Source organism: Ruminococcus sp. CAG:330 (assembly GCF_000437175.1).
GTDB lineage: Bacteria > Bacillota > Clostridia > Oscillospirales > Ruminococcaceae > Ruminococcus_C.
Map to the genome: position 1 here is coordinate 1 of NZ_FR898010.1, position 17,530 is coordinate 17,530.

A 17,530-nucleotide genomic window follows, 5' to 3' on the forward strand; every position below is an offset into this window, starting at 1 on the left:
CCCGCATCCAAATGCAATTGACACAGTGCCGTTTTCTATGCTATGATGGTACTGGAAATTTGGAGGAAAGGACGGCTCGTATGGCAGCGTATATCTATATTCTGGAGTGTCAGGACGGCTCTCTCTACACTGGCATCACCACAGACCCCGTCAAACGCATGCGCCAACACTGCGGAACGCTCGCCGGCGGCGCCAAGTACACGAGAAGCCATCCGCCACGGCAGCTCCGTGCCCTGTGGGAAACCGGCAGCTATCGGGATGCCGCACGGTTTGAGGCGTGCTGCAAACGGCTCTCCCGCAAGGAGAAGCTCCGGCTGCTGGAATCGCCGGCATGCTGGACGCAGCTTCTGCCGGCACTCGCCGAACTGGAATTTACACCAGTTCCCACATTTCCGCTGGAACTGCGCCCCGATTCCCCCTGAGAGCCTGTTCTTTTGCCGGCAGACACAGAAGAAAAAAGGCGGCTGCCTCGCCTTGCAGCCACCTTTTTCTATTTGCAAAAATCATCAGCATTCGGGGGATGCGTTCGATTTGCTGCGTCTGCCGGTCAAGCCGGCATTCCGCTTATTTCACTGTGATCTGACGGACTTCCGGAACAGCCGGCTGTTTCTTCGGCATCTTCAGCGTCAGCACGCCGTTTTCATAAGATGCTTCCATCTGGTCAGCGTCGATGTTGCTGATGTCCAGCTTCTGCTGATACGAACAGAATGTCCGTTCCCGCCGCAGGTAGGTGCTCTTCTCGTCGTTTTCCTTTTCCTCCGGTGTCTTTTCTTTGTGCTCTGCCGTGATCGTCAGTGTGTCGCCCTGTACATCCAGATGAATTTCATCCTTCTGGAAGCCTGCCATTTCTGCCTCGAGGACGTAGCTGTCGCCGGTATCACGGATATCGGTCTTACAGTTTCCGACAGACGCCTTGCCGCCAAAGAATTCATTCTCCCAGTCCCGCATGGAGCGGAACAGATCATAACCAGTACGTTCAAACGGTGTCAAATATGTCATCATAAAGCATTCCTCCTATGAGCCAGCAGGCTCGGTTTTGGTGGAGCATCCGGTTTTTCGGACACCCCGTTGTGGGCTTTGCGGAACCGGAGCGGTTTCTCTTTTCCGCTCCCTTTCCGTTTACAAGTATTATGATACCCCTGCTTTCTGATAACCTGATGAAAGAATTGTGAAAACTAAATGAAAATTAGCACTTGCTATACACAAGTGCTAATCGTCAAGATATCAGAGTGCTAATTCAGAACTCACTTTTTGAGATACTGCCGCAGAAACTGGTACAGTGCTTCCATCTGTTCCTCTGTGCCGATGGAGATGCGCAGGTAATTCCGAATCCGGGGGGAATCGAACCAGCGGACAAAGATGTGCGCCTCCCGCAGCGCCAGAAACAGTTCGTGTGCGTCGCAGTCCGGATGGGTCACGAACAGGAAGTTGCTCTTGGAATCCGGAAACTGAAAGCCCAGCTCGGCGAGCACCTGCTTGGCGTGTTCCCGTGTGGCGATGATCTTCGCCGTCTGCTGTTCCAGATAGGGGCGGTCTTTCACGGAGGCAACACCGGCTGACAGCGAGGTGCGGTTCAGCGTGTAGGAGTTGAAGGAGTACTTCACATCGTGCAGCGCACGAATCAGCGTGGGGTGACCGATGGCGAACCCGATGCGCATGCCTGCCATTGCACGGGACTTGGAGAATGTCTGTACCACCATGAGATTTTCATAGCGATCCAGCAGCGGCAGAACCGATTCGCCGCCAAAGTCCACATACGCCTCATCCACAACCACCAGCGATTCCGGATTGTGCTGCAAAATGCGCTCGATCTCTGACGTGGGCATGGCGATACCGGTGGGGGCATTGGGGTTGGGGAATACAATACCGCCATTCTCCCGGAAATAGTCCTCCGGCACAATCTCCAGCTTGTCGTTCAGCGGCTGCACCTCGTAGGGAATCCGGAACAGATCGCACCACACGGGATAGAATGCATAGGTGATGTCCGGAAACAAAATGGGCAGATCAGACTGGAAAAAGGTCTGAAAGATCATGGCAAGAACATCGTCCGAGCCAACGCCGGTGAACACCTGCGACTCCTGCACATGATAGAAGTCGGCAATGGCTGCGTTCAGCTCGTGGGAAGTGGGATCCGGATAGAGCCGCAGCTGGTCAGCATGGCTCATCTTCAGGATCTCCTGTACCTCCGGTGCCGGCGGATAGGGGTTTTCATTGGTGTTCAGCTTGATCATATCCGGAAAATTCGGCTGATCTCCCGGCACATACGGAACAACTTTTCGAATGGCTTCTAAGTAGCGTTTCATTTGACATCACATTCCTGACTTCTAAAATTTATAACCGCAGCCGCCGCAGAATTTTCCGCCCGGTACAATTTCTGCACCGCATTTCGGGCAGTGCGTCGGCGTTGGCTTTTGATTCGAATCTTCCGGCAGCTCGGTATAATGGAACTCCGGCTTCTCAGCAGCCGGCTTCTCAGCCGGTTCACTGGGCTGCGCTTTTTTCCGGGTTTTCTCCCCCTTGGCACGAACCACAGCGTTGGTGGCAATGCCGATGGAGGCGAAGATCGCACCGTACAGCGTCCCCGCAAGCCCCGCCCAGACTGCCGACAGCAGCAGCACCGGCATGGACTTCTGAGCAAAGGAGAGCGGCGAAATCGCATCCATTGCCGTGGTCAGCAGCAGGAAAACGCCGCATCCCAACAGGAGCAGCAGGCTTGGAATTGCCACGGCAAAGCCAAAGCCCTTGAACATCTTTCCCTTTCGCCACTTTTTCCCGATGGCAAAAATGAGCCACACCACAAAGTCCGCATTCAGCAGAACGCAGGCGGTAATCATGCCGGCCCTGGTCATGAAAAAGCGCAGCATCACCTTGTTGAATCCGTGCCCCATGATCTGCTCCATGGTGCCGTTCCATGCGGCGAGGTCGCTCTGCATATTCTTCACCAGCGCAATGCGGTCTGCCTCGGAAAAGATGATACCGGTTTCATGTTCCATGTAGCTCGCCATCTTCTCCTGCATCAGATCGGCAAAGTCGTCTGCCTCTACCTTGGGCATCGTCTCGGTTTTGCGGGTCAGATAGTCACTGTATTCTGTGGCATACTGTGCCAGAAGGTCGTTCATCTCCGGCTGCGCCACGGCAAGCCCGGCGTATTCCGGCGTCAGATTGACGGAGTTGTACAAGTACTTTTCATAGACCCACTGTCCCAGCGGCTGGGAGGTGCCGTTTTCCTCCACGGTGATCTCGGAGAGCTGCACCTTGGAGACCGCCTCGGAGAGCTGCCCTTTGGACAGCATGTGGTGCCCGATGGCACTGCCCAGCAAGAGCAGCGTCAGCAGCACAGTCAGAATAAAAAACAGGATCGAGCCGAACACAGCTCCTGCCCTGGATGGTTTCTTTTTGGTCTGAATGGGTTTTCCGGATGACTGCGTCTTTGTTTCTGCCATAGAAATACCTCCGTTCTGTGTTGTTTTCCCTGGTCGGGATTGCTTCTGGATTGCCTTTATTATAGCATCTTGCTGAAACTCTGTCAAGGCGTGCATCGCCCCCATATTGCATAGCACACGGAAAAAAGGGCACCTCTTTCCAGGTGCCCTCTTCCTATATTTTGGAGAAAAATCAATTGTCGAAATAAATCGGGGCGGCGTTATCCCGCCATATCGTCTGTTGCGTCGTCCTCATATACCTGATAGGTGTTGTAATCGAAGCACGACTTCACCTGCGCATCCTCGAAAAACGCCGAATCCAGCGGCAGTTCTACGACATAAGAGCTGTCGCCATCCCCGTCATAGTTGCCGACATAGACCCACATCTGCACGTAGGCATCGCCGATTTTTCTGGGACGGTCCTGCATATATTTCAGCACCAGTGCGCACGCCTCCTTGTCCTGAAATCGGACATCATTTCCATAGGCGTTGGCATGGGCACTCCCATCTGCGCTATAGGCGTCGATGCCGTAGCTTCCCACAGTATCACTCTCGAAAAGCTCCCTGACCTTCGAGATGTCGTCCCTGCTTGCATCGTAGTAGAGATTGTAGAACATCTGGATGGTTTCCGGCATCAGCTCCTGATAAACAGGACAGCTGATGACGCACTGTTTTCCGTTTACCATGGTGGCGTATTCAAATTCCAGTCCGCTGTAGGTGCACATTTCGCTGGCATTGCAAAGCTGGTCGAAGCTGCACTTTTTCCGTTCTTTCTGATACTGCTCGAACAGTTTCTGTGTCTGCGCCTTGTCGATCGTCACGTTTGAAGTGTCAGAATCGTAGCTATAGAATGACAGACTGTCCTCCATCACCTCCGGAAGCTCCGTCCACGCACGCACAAAGTCCGCATTGGTTTTCAGCGCCTCTGTCATGACATCACGCTTGGTTCTGGGAATCCAGATCATCCGGCGGAACGTGCCGTCCTCGGTTCGAATCGTCACATAAAAAGAGGTATACGTAGTATTCAAGTTCTCATAGTTATAGTATTTGTCGTAATATGCACCCATTCCCTCTTCCCAGGTCTGGATGTTCTCGTTCAGGTAGTAGGACACCAGCGCCAGCGCCGAGGGGTCCTGAATCTCAATGTTTTTGCTGATCTGATCTACATAGTAATCGTAGTCCATTTCGGCGCCTTGTCCGTCGCTGATCTCATTCCCCTCATAATTCTGAATGGAGATGCTCTCGATCTCCTGCACAGAGGGACGATTGTTCACGATCTTGTTGCTTACCATGTGCATCCCCAGCAGGATCCCCACATTCAGGACAGCAACCACGCCCAGCAGCGGCAGAGCGCTCAGCAGATTCCTCCACTTCTTCGTGGTGAGCAGCTCATAGAGGCAGTAGATGAGTACCGCACCCAGATAGAGCACCACAAACATAAATATCGTTTCCCCGTCCATTCCATCCCGCAAAACGCCGAACAGCGCACCCGTGACGAAAATGCAGTAGGTCATGGTCACCACAATGCGGTAGATGTGCTGGATGATGCGGTTCGGTGCGGGCTGTCCGGCTGCCTCGCTTCGGCGGATGCAGAACATCCAGCCGCCCACGGCAAAATAGAGCACACTCAGCAGCGCCGTATACACATATGCCTGCCAGCTGGGTGAGAACACATCCGATCCGGCGTAGCCGGCCAATGCCGCAATGAACGAGAATAGAATGTTGCTGGTATCCGAGAAAAATCCGCCGCTGTTCATCGGCACATAGAACGGCAGGTCATTGGTCAGGAAACTCCGCAGAAACAGCAGGCAGGCACGAGGCAGAAATAACAGGATCAGCGCCAGCAGAATGTTGGTAAAGACCGTGCCGCTAATGCTCATGGCGAGAAGCGTGCCGCACATCAGCAGCAGGCTCAGCATGAAAATCACGCCAAAATACGAGAAAAATGTGCTGTACAGTACTGTGATGTACTTGTGCACGGCAGCACATGCGATGAGTGAGGAAACTGTTCCCACAACAAGCAGCAGCAGCACCCACGCCAGAATCGACGCCGCATAGCTCAGATACAGCGTGATGCGCTTATGGGGCAGAGCGTGGTATAGATCCGATGCCGCACGGCTATTCAAGAAGTGGAACAGCACCAGCGTCATCAGCGGAGCAGCCGGTGCCGCCAAAAAGAGCACCGGATTGACGGCATAGACTTTCAGCACCTGTCGGATAAAATAGGGGTCGCCGGCAGCGTTGATCGCATATCCCGCCGGTGTCAGCACAGCGCCCAGCACGACCAGCACCAGCGCAAAGATTCCGATCATCTGGCACTGGCGAAATCCCTCCCGCATCAGGGAAAAGGAAAAGAGCGAATGTTTCTGTTTCATCTTCCAAGTCCTCCTCTCGCACGACAGTAGGCGGCAATACAAATTGCGCCCAGAATCAGAACGACCAGAAGCATGGCAATATTCCCCGCCATCTGCCGGCGTTCCTCCCGCTTTCGTTCCGGATTCAGATAAACATCCCGTTTTTCAAGCTCCTGCATGGTTCTTCTCCTCCTGCAATTCGTCGATATGGAAGGTATATCCCAATGTCTCCATCTCGTACGTAAAGACTTCCTCCAGTGTCAGCGGCAGCACATCCAGCAGAATCGGCTGCATCTCCTGCAGCTTCTGAACGATCTTCTCCCGATCGCCGCTGACGATCATATTGCACACGCTGCCGCTCTTCTCAAAGTGGGAGATCCGGATGCCCTCGAACTTCGAGCGGTCATATTCCTCGTGGAATGCGATCTGAATCTTAAACTGCGAGGTCTTCAGGTGCTCGATGTCGCTCTCCAGCACCAGTCCGCCCTTGTGCAGCAGTGCCAGCTGGTCGCACACATCCTCCAGCTCCCGCAGCGAGTGGGAGGTGATGATCGCCGAAGCGCCACGGTCCAGCACTTCCTCGCAAATCAGACTCTTGACATAGTTCCGCATCACCGGATCCAGTCCGTCAAACGTCTCGTCAAAGAACAGGTAGTCCGGATGTGTGGCGAGGGCGAGAATCGTGGCTGCCTGCCGGCGCATACCCTTGGAGAACTGCCCCAGGGACTTGTTCTTCGGAAGCTGCAATTTGTCGCAGAGCTTCCAGAAATGATCTGCATCAAAGTCCGGATAGAGCGCACGGTACATGCGGGCCATCCGCTTCAGGCTGGCACCACTCAAGAAGTACAGCTCATCCGGCACGTAGGCAATGCGCCGTTTTACCGCAGGATTGTCCCAGACCGGCTGACCGTCGATCAGTACCTCGCCCCCGTCCGGCTGGTAAACACCGGTCAGCGTCCGCAAAAACGTGGACTTTCCGGCACCGTTGGAGCCAACCATGCCGTAGATGCACCCTGTGCCAATGGTACAGGTGACATTTTGCAGCGCCGTAAAATCCTGAAACCGCTTGGTCAGATTCTGAATCTTAATCATGTGCCGCACCTCCCTCGCCGCCGGACGCAATCTTCTGCGCCGCATCGAAAAACGCCTGTTCCACGCAGGCACTGATCTCCTCCTTGGTCACACCGGCAATCGCCAGTTCCGTTAGAAGCTCGGTCAAATCCTTCATTCTGGCACGTCCTTTCTGGAGCAAATGTTCTTTTGCCTCCGCACAAACAAAGTACCCTTTTCCCGGCACCGACTGGATCAGCCCCCGGCTGTCCAGATCGGTATACGCTTTCAGGATCGTACGGGGATTGATGGAATGCATCATGGAAACGCCACGCACCGAGGGAATCTGGCTTCCTGCCGGCAGAACATCCGTCAGGATAAACCGTTCCACCTGTGCGATGATCTGTTCGTATACCGGTTCCCGTGACATCGGATCGATTTGAAACATCTGCATACCTCCATTTCTCTTTCATTTCGCCTCTGCAACAGTCTGTTATAACTGTTGTATGTATCATGCAACACATACAGTATAGCATACTTCCGGCAGCCTTGTCAAGGGGGGCTGCAAAATTTTTTTCCAAATTTGACGAAGTCCGGCGGATGTGCTATAATAATTTATATGAAATGTCACAGTTCGAAAGGAGAACACCATGCGCATTCGCTACCTCTTCCTGCTTCCGGAACTCGTCCTGCTCTTTTTCTTTGTCGCACCCATCTTCAAACGCATCATCAACGCCGGAAATTTCTGCGGCGCATTTGCCTGCGTGGTGCTCCTCGCTGCCACGTGGTTCTGTCATCCTCTGTGGCAGGCGATTCGCCGGCTCTGGACGCACCTCGCCGGAAAAATCGGCATCTGTGCGGTTTCACTGGTGCTCCTTGCCGGCGTGCTCTTCTGCGGTGCCATGTCAGTGCAGATGGTTCGTGCCATCTCCAGCGTCCCGCAGACTGCACAGACTGCTGTGGTACTGGGATGCCATGTGTACGGCACAGAGCCAAGCCCTATGCTGAAGCGCCGGCTGGAAGCAGCACGGGACTACCTCAACCAGTATCCGGAGACGGTCTGCATCGTCACCGGCGGAAAGGGCTTCGGCGAAGACATCACCGAGGCAGAGGCAATGAAAACGTGGCTGGTGGAACATGGCATCGCCGCCTCCCGCATTCTCACGGAGGACAAGTCCACGGATACGCAGGAGAATCTCCAGAATACCGCAGCGATTCTCGCTGAGAACAACATGGATACACACATCACCGTCATCTCCGACGGCTTCCACCTCTACCGTGCCACCATTCTGGCAAAGCGTGCCGGACTCACTGCCGACACATGGAGCGCCTACACCAAACCGCTATACGTCCCCACCTACTGGGTGCGGGAGTGGATGGCACTGTTCCAGCTGCTGGTGCTGGGGCACGGTTAATTTGCCCATGGAAAGGAACTGACAGGATATGCTGGAACAACTGACGCCACGTGTCTTTTATCTGCCTTTCTCGAAAACAGAGGGCAGTCCCTCGCTGGGCTACATCCGTGGCGACCGGTTTTCTCTCATGGTGGATGCCGGCACCTGTCCCGCCCACGTGGGAGAATACCAGAACGCTGTGACAGCAGCAGGATTCCGTCCGCCGGATTTCGTGGCGCTGACGCACTCCCACTGGGACCACTGCTTCGGACTGGGCGCACTCGCCATTCCCTCCATCGCCTGCATTCAAACCCGGCAGTCTCTGGAACTGGTGTCCACCCTTTCGTGGACACCGGATGGCATTCAGGAGAGCATCCGCCGCGGGATCCTCCCCCGCTCCTGTGCGCCGGTGATTCAGGAGCACTTCCCCGATCCGACATCCATCCGCATCGTTCTGCCCACAGTGGTATTTTCCGGTGCCATGACCCTCGATCTCGGCAACTGCACCTGCCGCATCCAGCACGTCACCAGTCCTCACGCACGGGACACCACCATTGTGTTTGTGCCGGAGGAACACATGGTGTTTCTGGGCGATGCGGTCTATCAGGAGCTGCGGAACGAGGTATGGACGGAGCATCCGGACAAGCTGCGGGCTCTGGTGCAGGAGCTGGAACCGCTGGACTTTTCCGTGTGTCTGCCGGGACACCAGCCGCCCATGAACAAACAGGATCTGCTGGACTGGTTTGCAAGACGCATCCAAAAAGCAGAGCAGAAATAGAAACAGCGGACGCTGCCGACTTTATTCGAAAAGTGGCAGCGTCCGCTGTTTTTCTTGGTATATCTCACGCAATTATGCAGTCTGCGCAAACTGGGAGCGATACAGATCCGCATAGAAGCCGTTCTTTTCCAGCAGTTCCTCGTGGGAACCCTGCTCGATGATATCGCCGTCTTTCATCACCAGAATCAGATCCGCATTCCGGATGGTGGACAGCCGGTGGGCGATGACAAAGCTGGTTCTGCCCTCCATGAGGTGATCCATTGCCTTCTGAATCTGCTGCTCTGTCCGGGTATCCACGGAGGAGGTCGCCTCGTCCAGAATCATGACCTTATTGTCCGCCAGAATGGCACGTGCAATGGTGAGCAGCTGCTTCTGTCCCTGGGAAACATTGCTGGCGTCCTCGTTCAGCTCCATCTGATAACCACCGGGGAGCTGGCGAATGAAGCTGTCCGCATGGGCAGCCTTTGCCGCTGCAATGACCTCTTCGTCTGTGGCGTCCAGTCTGCCGTAACGGATGTTCTCCATAATCGTCCCCTGAAACAGCCACGTGTCCTGAAGCACCATGCCAAAGGATTCCCGCAGCTGACGGCGGTCAAAGTCCCTGATGTCGTGGCCGTCCAGCAGAATTGTACCGCTGTTCACATCGTAAAACCGCATGAGCAGTTTTACCATGGTAGTCTTGCCGGCACCGGTTGGGCCAACAATGGCGATCTTCTGTCCCGGCTGTACCTGTGCGCTGAAATCGTGGATGATGCACTGCTCCGGCTTGTAGCCAAAGGAAACGTGTTCGAAATCCACACTGCCTCTTACCTGTTCCAGCTGCACCGGATGCTCTGCCGTCTGCACTTCCTCTTTCTCTTCAAGGAACTCAAAGACACGCTCCGAGGCAGCTGCCATGGACTGCACCTGATTGATGACCTGTGCGATCTGCTGCATGGGCTGGGTGAAGTTTCTGACGTACTGAATGAACGCCTGAATCTCACCAATGGTGATCGTGCCACGAATTGCCAGCAGGCTGCCGGACAGCGCCACAGCCACATAGCCCAGATTGCCCACAAACATCATGATCGGCTGCATCAGGCCGGAGAGAAACTGCGACTTCCATGCGGAGTGATACAGGGTGTCATTGGTCTTCTGGAACTGGGCAATGGTATCCTGCTCCTTGTTGTACGCCTTGATGACGGTGTGTCCGGCGTAGGTTTCCTCCACCTGTCCGTTGATGTGTCCCAGATATTCCTGCTGCTGTTTGAAGTACTTCTGTGACTTCTTTACCACAAAGGAGAGGAGCACCGCAGAGACTGGCAGAATGACCAGCGCAATCAGCGTCATCAGCGGTGAGATCTTCAGCATCATCACCAGCACGCCCACGATGGTTGCCATAGAGGTGATGATCTGGGTGATGCTCTGGTTTAGGCTCTGTCCCAGGGTGTCCACATCGTTGGTGATGCGGGAGAGCACCTCGCCATAGGTACGGCTTTCGAAATAGGACATGGGCATCCGGTTGATTTTCTCCGAGATGTCCTTCCGCATTCGGTAGCACACCTTTTGAGTGACGCCAGTCATCAGCCAGCCCTGAATGAAGCTGAACAGGGCGCTGAACAGATACAGGCCCAGTACGAACAGCAGAATCTTTCCGATATAGACAAAGTCAATGCCGCCTGTTCCCTGAATCTTCTCCATCAGACCGCTTGCCAGCGAGGTGGTCGCCTTGCCCATGATATCCGGCCCGATGACGCTGAACACAGTGGATGCCACCGCACACAGCATTACGACCACAATCGCCCCGTGAAACCGCTTCATATAGGAAAACAGCTTTCCGATGGAGCCTTTGAAATCCTTCGCCTTTTCCACTGGCATCTGACCGCCTCTCGGGCCGCCCATGCCATGCCGTCTTTCATTCGCCATCTGTCACCGCTCCTTTCTCTTCCCCGGACACACCCAGCTCTTCTGCGGAGAGCTGCGAGTTTGCGATCTGGCGATATACCTCGCAGGAGGCCATCAGCTCCTCGTGCGTGCCCTTTCCGACGATTTTTCCCTCTTCCAGCACCAGGATCTGGTCAGCGTGAAGAATGGTACTAATGCGCTGCGCAACGATCAGCAGCGTACTCTCCCGCACATTGTCGTGGAGCGCCTGCCGCAGTGCTGCATCGGTTTTCAGATCCAGTGCCGAGAAGCTATCGTCAAAGACAAAGAGCTTCGGGTGTTTGGCAACGGCTCTGGCAATGGTCAGACGCTGCTTCTGTCCGCCGGAGACGTTGGTGCCGCCCTGTGCAATGGTGCTGTCGTAACCGTCCGGTTTCTCGTCAATAAACTCTGTCGCCTGTGCAATTTCCGCCGCCTTCCGCATTTCTGCATCCGAGGCATCGGGGTTGCCGAACCGCAGGTTGCTGGCAATGGTGCCGGAGAACAGCACACCCTTTTGTGGGACAAAGCCTACCTGCTGCCGCAGGTATTCCAGGGATATCTCCCGAATATCCACGCCGTCCAGTGTGATCTTTCCACCGGTCACATCGTATAGACGGGGAATCAGATTGACCAGCGTGGATTTTCCGCAGCCTGTGCTGCCGATGATTGCCGTGGTCTGTCCCGGCTTTGCCGTGAAGGAGATATCCGTCAGGGCATTTTCCTCCGCTGACGGGTACCGGAAATTCACGTGGTCGAATTGCAGCACGCCGGTGCAGACCGCAGGATTCTGCGGTGCGCTGACCTCTTCAATGGAGGGCTTGGTCTGCAATACCTCGTCAATTCTGCCGGCAGCCACAGAGGCACGGGGCAGCATGACGGACATCATCGAGATCATCAGGAACGACATGACGATCATCATCGCATAGGTGATAAACGCCGTCATCGAGCCGACCTGCATCAGACCGTCATCCACACGGTGGGAAGCCACCCAGACAATGAGAATGGTCAAGCCGTTCATCAGGAGCATCATCAGCGGCATCATAAAGGTCATGACACGGTTGACAAAGAGATTGGTTTTCGTCAGATCACAGTTGGCAACGTCAAACCGCTCCTCCTCGGTACGCTCTCTGCCGAACGCACGGATGACCGGCAATCCGGTCAGAATCTCACGGGAGACCAGATTAACCCGATCCACCAGCTGCTGCATTTTCTTGAACTTCGGCATTGCCACCGACATCAAAAGTCCCACAATGCCCAGGATCAGAATCACGGCGAGCGCAATGACCCAGCCCATGCCTGCCTTGGTTCTGGTGACTTTCAGCACACCGCCAATTCCCAGAATCGGCGCATAGAGCAGCATCCGCAGGAAAATCGCTGTAACCATCTGCACCTGCTGGATGTCGTTGGTGCTTCTGGTGATGAGCGAGGCGGTGGAGAACTGATCCATCTCTGTGCCGGAGAACTGCACCACCCGGCGGAACACCTTGCCACGCAAGTCACGGCCCACGCCAGCGCCCACACGGGAGGCAAGATAGCTGACCGCAATGGTAGCTGCCATCATTGCCAGCGCCATGGCAAGCATTTTTCCGCCGGTCTGCCAGAGGTACGAGGTCTGGAGATGATCTACGTCCAGTCCGGCATTCTCATCGCACTGCACTGCATAGGCAATGCCCATGGACTGCACCAGCGAATCCCCCATGGTGTCCAGCATCTTCTCCAGCTGTTCCCGGCTTTGAGTCAGCACCGTTTCATCGAGCTGTCCGTTCTTCTGCATGGCAGCAAACAGCGGGCGCACATCCACGCAGGTGACAGCGGTCTTATTGCCGTCGTCATCCACCTCCGTGCGCTGGAACGGTTTCAGCTCCACGCCCATGGATGCGCCGATGTCCTCGATGCTCATCTGTTCCATCTGCTTGGCAGCCTCGCTGTCCTGCTGCTGGGACTCCAGCATCTGGCGGAAGCTGTCCTCACTCATCATGGACATCTGGTAATTCATCAGCACCGGCACCAGCAGATCGCTGTCCAGCTCCTCCCGCTTTTTCTCGGTGACCGAGTCCTTCTGCCGGTATTGATCGCCGGACTTCTCATAGACCTCCTGCCACTTCTGCTGTTCTGTTTCCGTCATAAAAATCTGCACGGTGTCATATTCCTCCGCAGTGACCTGCTCCGGCAGGATATGTTCCACACCCTTGCTCTGAATGCCCACATCAATGATGTTCGATGTGTACTGAGGCAGCGACAGGTCGCAAAACGCCTGCACCACCAGCAACAGCACAATGAGAAGCACCGATTTCCAGTAGGGCTTCAGGTTCTTAAACAGCTTTCCCATGCTTTTGCTTTGCTCCTTTCTTCATCTCTGCCAGTTCTTCCTCTGCCGCCGTATGGAGCCGCCGGAGCAGCTTCATCAGCTGTTTTGCCTCTTCTTGAGTAAACCGCCTCTGAATCCCCGCATGGAATTCCTCCAGCAGCTTCCCTGCCTCCGCTACCGCCGATTTGCCGGATTCTGTCAGTATGACATACGTATTCCGCCGATCCGACCGGCAAACCTCACGCCGCACATAGCCGTCGTTTTCCAAGCCGCGCAGGGTGCGGGAAACCGCCGGCTGCGGCACGTGCATCTCCTGCGTCATCATGGACACTGTGCAGCCCTCCGGATGTTTCTTTTGCAGGCAGGAGATGGCGCACATCGCCATGTAGTCCTGCCGTGCCAGGGGCAGCAAGGAGAACAGATTCAGGCTTCGAAACTGATTGACCAGCTCGAAAAAGGTATCCGTTTCACAGTTCAATCAAAACACCTCGCATTCCGCTAAATTAGATAACATAGTTATAAAATAACTTTGTTCTATTATAACGCATGTTATTCATCCTGTCAACCAGTCCGAAAAAATTTTCAGAAAACCATCACAAAAAAGTGCACTCCACCCAATCATGGGCAAAGTGCACCAATTATTTTGTGGGATATGTAGATCATCCAAACCGTTTCATGATCTTCTCACGAACCCGCCGTGAGATCTCGGCGGTGTGATCTGCCTCCCCCTCCGGAAGAGAGAGTCCGTGCAGCACGGAAACAGAGACCAGCAGATCGATCAGTGTCATCAGCACCAGTCCGATGACGATCTTGCGGGAAATGCTGTACGGCACAGTGTGATAAAGCTGTAGGAAAAACGGATTGACACGATACAGCGCATAGCATCCCAGCAGACCAAAGGGCAGCATCGTCTCCATGCAGACCCGGCCGTGAATGTTGAATTTCATATCGTTGTAATCCCACCAGCGTGTGTGAAAGAAGTGCTCCATCACCACACTGGCAGCGTACTCCAGCGCCGTGCAGAACACAATGATCATCACAAAAACAGCAGCGAAGCCAAATCTTGCGTGCTGAAACAGCACGGTGATCGTCACCATTCCCACGCCGTAAATCGGACAGCAGGGACCCAGCAGAAACCCGCGGTTTACCAGACGATGCTCCCGAATCCCGCAATACACCATTTCCATGCACCACCCCAGCAGGGAATAGACATAGAACAGCACAAGATATTCTGTGAGATTGGATGCCATGTTATATCTTCCTCCTGATATAGCGGATCTGGAATTGATACCAGAATCCAGCCAATGTTTCTAACGTCGAACAGTACTTGTCCACCATGCAGACGATGACTGCCTCCCGGGAATGAGGCATATGGCGGAATGTCAGCGGCCACATATGGCAGCGAATGATGTGCTGCACTTTCCGGTTGATCTGAAAATGCCGCTTGGCGTTGCGGCAGGCCGTATACGGATGAGAAAAGCCATGCAGCGAACCCTTCTTCTCCTGATGATGATGCCAGTCATACAAATAAAAGTCGTGCAGCAGCGCCCCCACTGCCAGATCACGATAATTCACACGCAGGTGCAGCCGTGAGGCAAAAGCACAACTGGCGTACATCACAGACAAGCAGTGCTGCAATGTCGTCGTGGTTCCATGCTGAATGTGGTCGTTCATGGAACAGACCAGATCATCTTCCAAATACGGGAGCAGATATGCCTGAAGTTCTTTTAACTCTGTCTTTTCTTCCACAGATTGTTCAATCCCTTTCATCGTTTGGCTCCGGCGGAGCCTGTTTCGTTGCTTTCACGCAATCCTGCCTGCAATGTCCTCGTACCTCTCGCCCAATTCATCTACATTATATCCCATTCCCGTTTGATTGTCAACAAATTCAACGTTATTTTTCTCTCCTCCCCGCCAAAAATACAGTGATTTCGTCTGATTTTTTTCGACAATCTGCCGAATTTCGAAATATTTTCCGAAAAGCCCCCTCGTTCCTTCATGGATTTTCTCAAAAAATCTTGAAATTTTCTAGCAAGTCTGTTATAATTAAGTTGCAGCACACTCAGCACAGTGCAGAGGACAGTCATCAGCATCCATGAAACCGCATTTCCCAAGGAGGGAATCTTTTGAAAATACGCATTTTTCTCGCATCCGCCGCAATGCTTTGCAGCGCAGTCATGTTAAGCCATATCCACGCCGCCGCCGAGAACATCCGGCGCACCCCCGTTTTCTCCGGCATCGAACAATTCGAGTTGCCAATGGGCACGCCGGAGAGCTGGGAAAATCCGGAAGAGGGCGTCTTTTACTACTATGACATCGACGGCATTGCCGTCACCGGAGAAGTCATGATCGGCGACACGCCCTATCTCTTTGCGCCGGACGGACAGCAGTGCACCGGCTGGCAGACCGTTTTCGGCAAGCGGTATTTCTACGACGTTCTCACGGGACAGCCCCAGTTCGGCTGGATCTCCTATCTGGACCGCTATTATTATGTGGACGCAGCAAATGGCAAGCAGTCCGATACACAGGCAGCGCTGCCCAGCCTGCAGGGGAACAGCGATACCCCTTATTATGCGCTGGACGAATACGGCATTTTGCAAACCGGATTTTTCACGGAGTCCGACGGTTCCCGCTATTACGCCGACCCTGCCACCGGTGAAATGGCATTCGGCACGGTGGACATTGACGGTGTGCCCTATCGCTTCGACAAGGACGGCAAACAGCTCACCGGCTGGCAAAACTGCAACGCCAATCTCTATTACTTCGATCCGGAGACCGGCGAGAGCCAGCTTGGCTGGATGGAATGGAACGGCAGCCGGTACTACATCCAGCCGGTACTACATCACGCCGGAGGGCGGAAAACAGATCGGCGAGATCGTTGCGGACGGAATCCCCTATGTGCTGGACAATTTCGGCAGACAAAAGACCGGATTCCGCACCCTCTCCGACGGCACCGTCCACTGCTATGACACAGACGGCACAGCACTGTGCGGACTGCACACCGTACAGGGAAGCACCTACCTCTTCTCAGAGGATGGCGCAATGGAAACCGGCTGGCAGACCGTCGGCACAGATACCTACTATTTCCAGACGAGTAGCGGCGCTGCAACTGTGGGCGCTGCACAAATTGACGGCAGCAGCTACCACTTCAGCGCATCCGGTGCGCTGGAATACGGGCTGATTCAGGACGGCGGCAGCACCTATTACGCTGGCGAGAACGGCGTGCTCCAGACCGGATGGATCACACTGGACAGCCAGCGGTATTACTTCCATCCGGAGAGCTATCTCGCTGTCACCGGCATCGCCTTCATTGACAACACACCGTACTGCTTCTCTGCATCCGGCGAAATGCAGTACGGTCTTGCCGACACTGGCACAGGTTTGTGCTATGCCGGAACAGACGGCGCACTGCAAACCGGCTGGATTCGGGTGGGACAGGAACAGTACTACTTCCAGCCCAAGACCTACCTCGCAGCGCAGGGCTTCACCGCCATTGACGGCAAGAAGTACTACTTCCAGAGCAGCGGATGCATGGCACGGGGCTGGATTCAGAACGGCACAGAGTACGCCTATGCCGACGAATTCGGCGTGATTCAGGACGACCTCTACAAGCAGTCCACTGCGCCCTACAATCCCATGGCAGTTCTCAAGGCGGACAGTGTCACCAATCTCAACGGCGTCACCACCTATCAGTATTTTATCCGCAACCACAACGTTTATAACATCGATCTGCCCAACTACCGCATGACCGATGTCATCGGTGTCACAGTGCACAACACCCCTCGTGTCACCGCCAATACAGGAACGACACAGGCAGAGCAGTACACCAGAGCCACAATCAATGGCAACATGAATGATGTGCGTGTCCACTACTATGTGGACGAGAACTGCGCATGGCAAAATTCCAGCCACGCCTTCACCGGCTGGCACGCTGCGGACGGCGCCGGCGACGGCAACCGCAAGACCATCTCCATCGAGTGCATCATGGCAAGTTCCACCGATGCCACCAGCCTCAAAGCAGAGGACAACTGCGCACGTCTTGCTGCTTACCTGCTTTTCCTCTATCACAAGGATGTCAGCAGTTTGTACACCCACACCCATTGGCTGAATGTTCGGGACGGCAAAACCGGCAGCACAGATTACCTCAACACCGCATCGCACCCCTATAAGATGTGCCCCTACTACATTCTCCCCCACTGGAACAGCTTCAAGGCAAAAGTCCAACAGTACATCGACATCCTGAACGCCAAGGGATAACCAAATAAAGTTACAGCAAAAACCGGCTGCCCCGAAATCCCACGGGACAGCCGGTTTTTCTA

Annotated in this window: 17 protein-coding genes; 5 read left to right on the forward strand and 12 right to left on the reverse strand. The window is 54.5% G+C overall.

From position 1 onward, the window contains the following. On the forward strand, positions 1 to 422 hold a 422-nt coding region (locus QZL66_RS02165), incomplete at its 5' end, for a GIY-YIG nuclease family protein (protein ID WP_293601781.1). 142 nt (positions 423 to 564) lie between these two features. Here QZL66_RS02165 and QZL66_RS02170 read toward each other — a convergent pair. From QZL66_RS02170 to QZL66_RS02200, 7 genes are all read right to left on the reverse strand, one after another. Further along, on the reverse strand, positions 565 to 1,002 hold the full coding sequence (locus QZL66_RS02170; RefSeq protein WP_022410123.1) for an Hsp20/alpha crystallin family protein: 438 nt from the start codon (positions 1,000 to 1,002) through the stop codon (positions 565 to 567). A 242-nt stretch (positions 1,003 to 1,244) separates the two neighbouring features. Next, positions 1,245 to 2,303 (reverse strand): histidinol-phosphate transaminase, encoded by a 1,059-nt coding sequence (hisC, locus tag QZL66_RS02175; RefSeq protein ID WP_022410124.1) that lies wholly within the window; start codon positions 2,301 to 2,303, stop codon positions 1,245 to 1,247. Positions 2,304 to 2,324: 21 nt separating this feature from the next. Then, positions 2,325 to 3,443, reverse strand: coding sequence for a zinc ribbon domain-containing protein (locus QZL66_RS02180; RefSeq protein WP_022410125.1), 1,119 nt, complete (start codon positions 3,441 to 3,443; stop codon positions 2,325 to 2,327). A gap of 200 nt (positions 3,444 to 3,643) precedes the next feature. Continuing rightward, positions 3,644 to 5,797 carry a hypothetical protein gene (locus tag QZL66_RS02185; RefSeq protein WP_022410126.1) on the reverse strand — a complete coding sequence of 718 codons (2,154 nt, stop codon included), beginning with the start codon at positions 5,795 to 5,797 and terminating at the stop codon, positions 3,644 to 3,646. Continuing rightward, positions 5,794 to 5,955, reverse strand: coding sequence for a hypothetical protein (locus tag QZL66_RS02190; RefSeq protein WP_022410127.1), 162 nt, complete (start codon positions 5,953 to 5,955; stop codon positions 5,794 to 5,796). Before QZL66_RS02190 ends, QZL66_RS02185 begins: the two co-directional genes overlap by 4 nt. Next, positions 5,942 to 6,868: an ABC transporter ATP-binding protein gene (locus QZL66_RS02195; RefSeq protein ID WP_022410128.1), complete on the reverse strand. Its 927-nt coding sequence runs from the start codon at positions 6,866 to 6,868 to the stop codon at positions 5,942 to 5,944. Before QZL66_RS02195 ends, QZL66_RS02190 begins: the two co-directional genes overlap by 14 nt. Then, positions 6,861 to 7,274, reverse strand: a complete 414-nt coding sequence (locus QZL66_RS02200; protein WP_022410129.1) for a GntR family transcriptional regulator — start codon at positions 7,272 to 7,274, stop codon at positions 6,861 to 6,863. Before QZL66_RS02200 ends, QZL66_RS02195 begins: the two co-directional genes overlap by 8 nt. A gap of 202 nt (positions 7,275 to 7,476) precedes the next feature. On the opposite strand from QZL66_RS02200, the gene QZL66_RS02205 reads away from it, so the two are divergent. Further along, the gene (locus QZL66_RS02205; protein ID WP_022410130.1) at positions 7,477 to 8,241 is read left to right on the forward strand and encodes a YdcF family protein; all 765 of its coding nucleotides are present in this window, start codon (positions 7,477 to 7,479) and stop codon (positions 8,239 to 8,241) included. Positions 8,242 to 8,269: 28 nt separating this feature from the next. Next, on the forward strand, positions 8,270 to 8,998 hold the full coding sequence (locus QZL66_RS02210; RefSeq protein WP_022410131.1) for an MBL fold metallo-hydrolase: 729 nt from the start codon (positions 8,270 to 8,272) through the stop codon (positions 8,996 to 8,998). A 72-nt stretch (positions 8,999 to 9,070) separates the two neighbouring features. Here the strand turns inward: QZL66_RS02210 and QZL66_RS02215 are convergent, their stop codons facing one another. From QZL66_RS02215 to QZL66_RS02235, 5 genes are all read right to left on the reverse strand, one after another. Beyond that, complete coding sequence (locus QZL66_RS02215) at positions 9,071 to 10,903, reverse strand: ABC transporter ATP-binding protein (RefSeq protein ID WP_022410132.1); 1,833 nt, start codon at positions 10,901 to 10,903, stop codon at positions 9,071 to 9,073. Next, positions 10,893 to 13,232 (reverse strand): ABC transporter ATP-binding protein, encoded by a 2,340-nt coding sequence (locus tag QZL66_RS02220; protein WP_022410133.1) that lies wholly within the window; start codon positions 13,230 to 13,232, stop codon positions 10,893 to 10,895. Before QZL66_RS02220 ends, QZL66_RS02215 begins: the two co-directional genes overlap by 11 nt. Continuing rightward, positions 13,216 to 13,689 (reverse strand): MarR family winged helix-turn-helix transcriptional regulator, encoded by a 474-nt coding sequence (locus QZL66_RS02225; RefSeq protein ID WP_022410134.1) that lies wholly within the window; start codon positions 13,687 to 13,689, stop codon positions 13,216 to 13,218. Before QZL66_RS02225 ends, QZL66_RS02220 begins: the two co-directional genes overlap by 17 nt. A gap of 181 nt (positions 13,690 to 13,870) precedes the next feature. After that, a complete protein-coding gene (locus QZL66_RS02230) occupies positions 13,871 to 14,461 on the reverse strand; it encodes a putative ABC transporter permease (protein WP_022410135.1) in 591 nt (196 codons plus the stop codon). Between the two features lies 1 nt (position 14,462). Next, positions 14,463 to 14,981, reverse strand: a complete 519-nt coding sequence (locus QZL66_RS02235) for an HD domain-containing protein (protein ID WP_022410136.1) — start codon at positions 14,979 to 14,981, stop codon at positions 14,463 to 14,465. Positions 14,982 to 15,337: 356 nt separating this feature from the next. Between QZL66_RS02235 and QZL66_RS02240 the strand changes: the two genes are divergently transcribed. Both QZL66_RS02240 and QZL66_RS02245 read left to right on the forward strand, forming a co-directional pair. Then, positions 15,338 to 16,180, forward strand: a complete 843-nt coding sequence (locus QZL66_RS02240; protein ID WP_022410137.1) for an N-acetylmuramoyl-L-alanine amidase family protein — start codon at positions 15,338 to 15,340, stop codon at positions 16,178 to 16,180. After that, positions 16,110 to 17,468, forward strand: coding sequence for an N-acetylmuramoyl-L-alanine amidase (locus tag QZL66_RS02245; RefSeq protein ID WP_293601782.1), 1,359 nt, complete (start codon positions 16,110 to 16,112; stop codon positions 17,466 to 17,468). Before QZL66_RS02240 ends, QZL66_RS02245 begins: the two co-directional genes overlap by 71 nt. Positions 17,469 to 17,530: the final 62 nt, after the last annotated feature.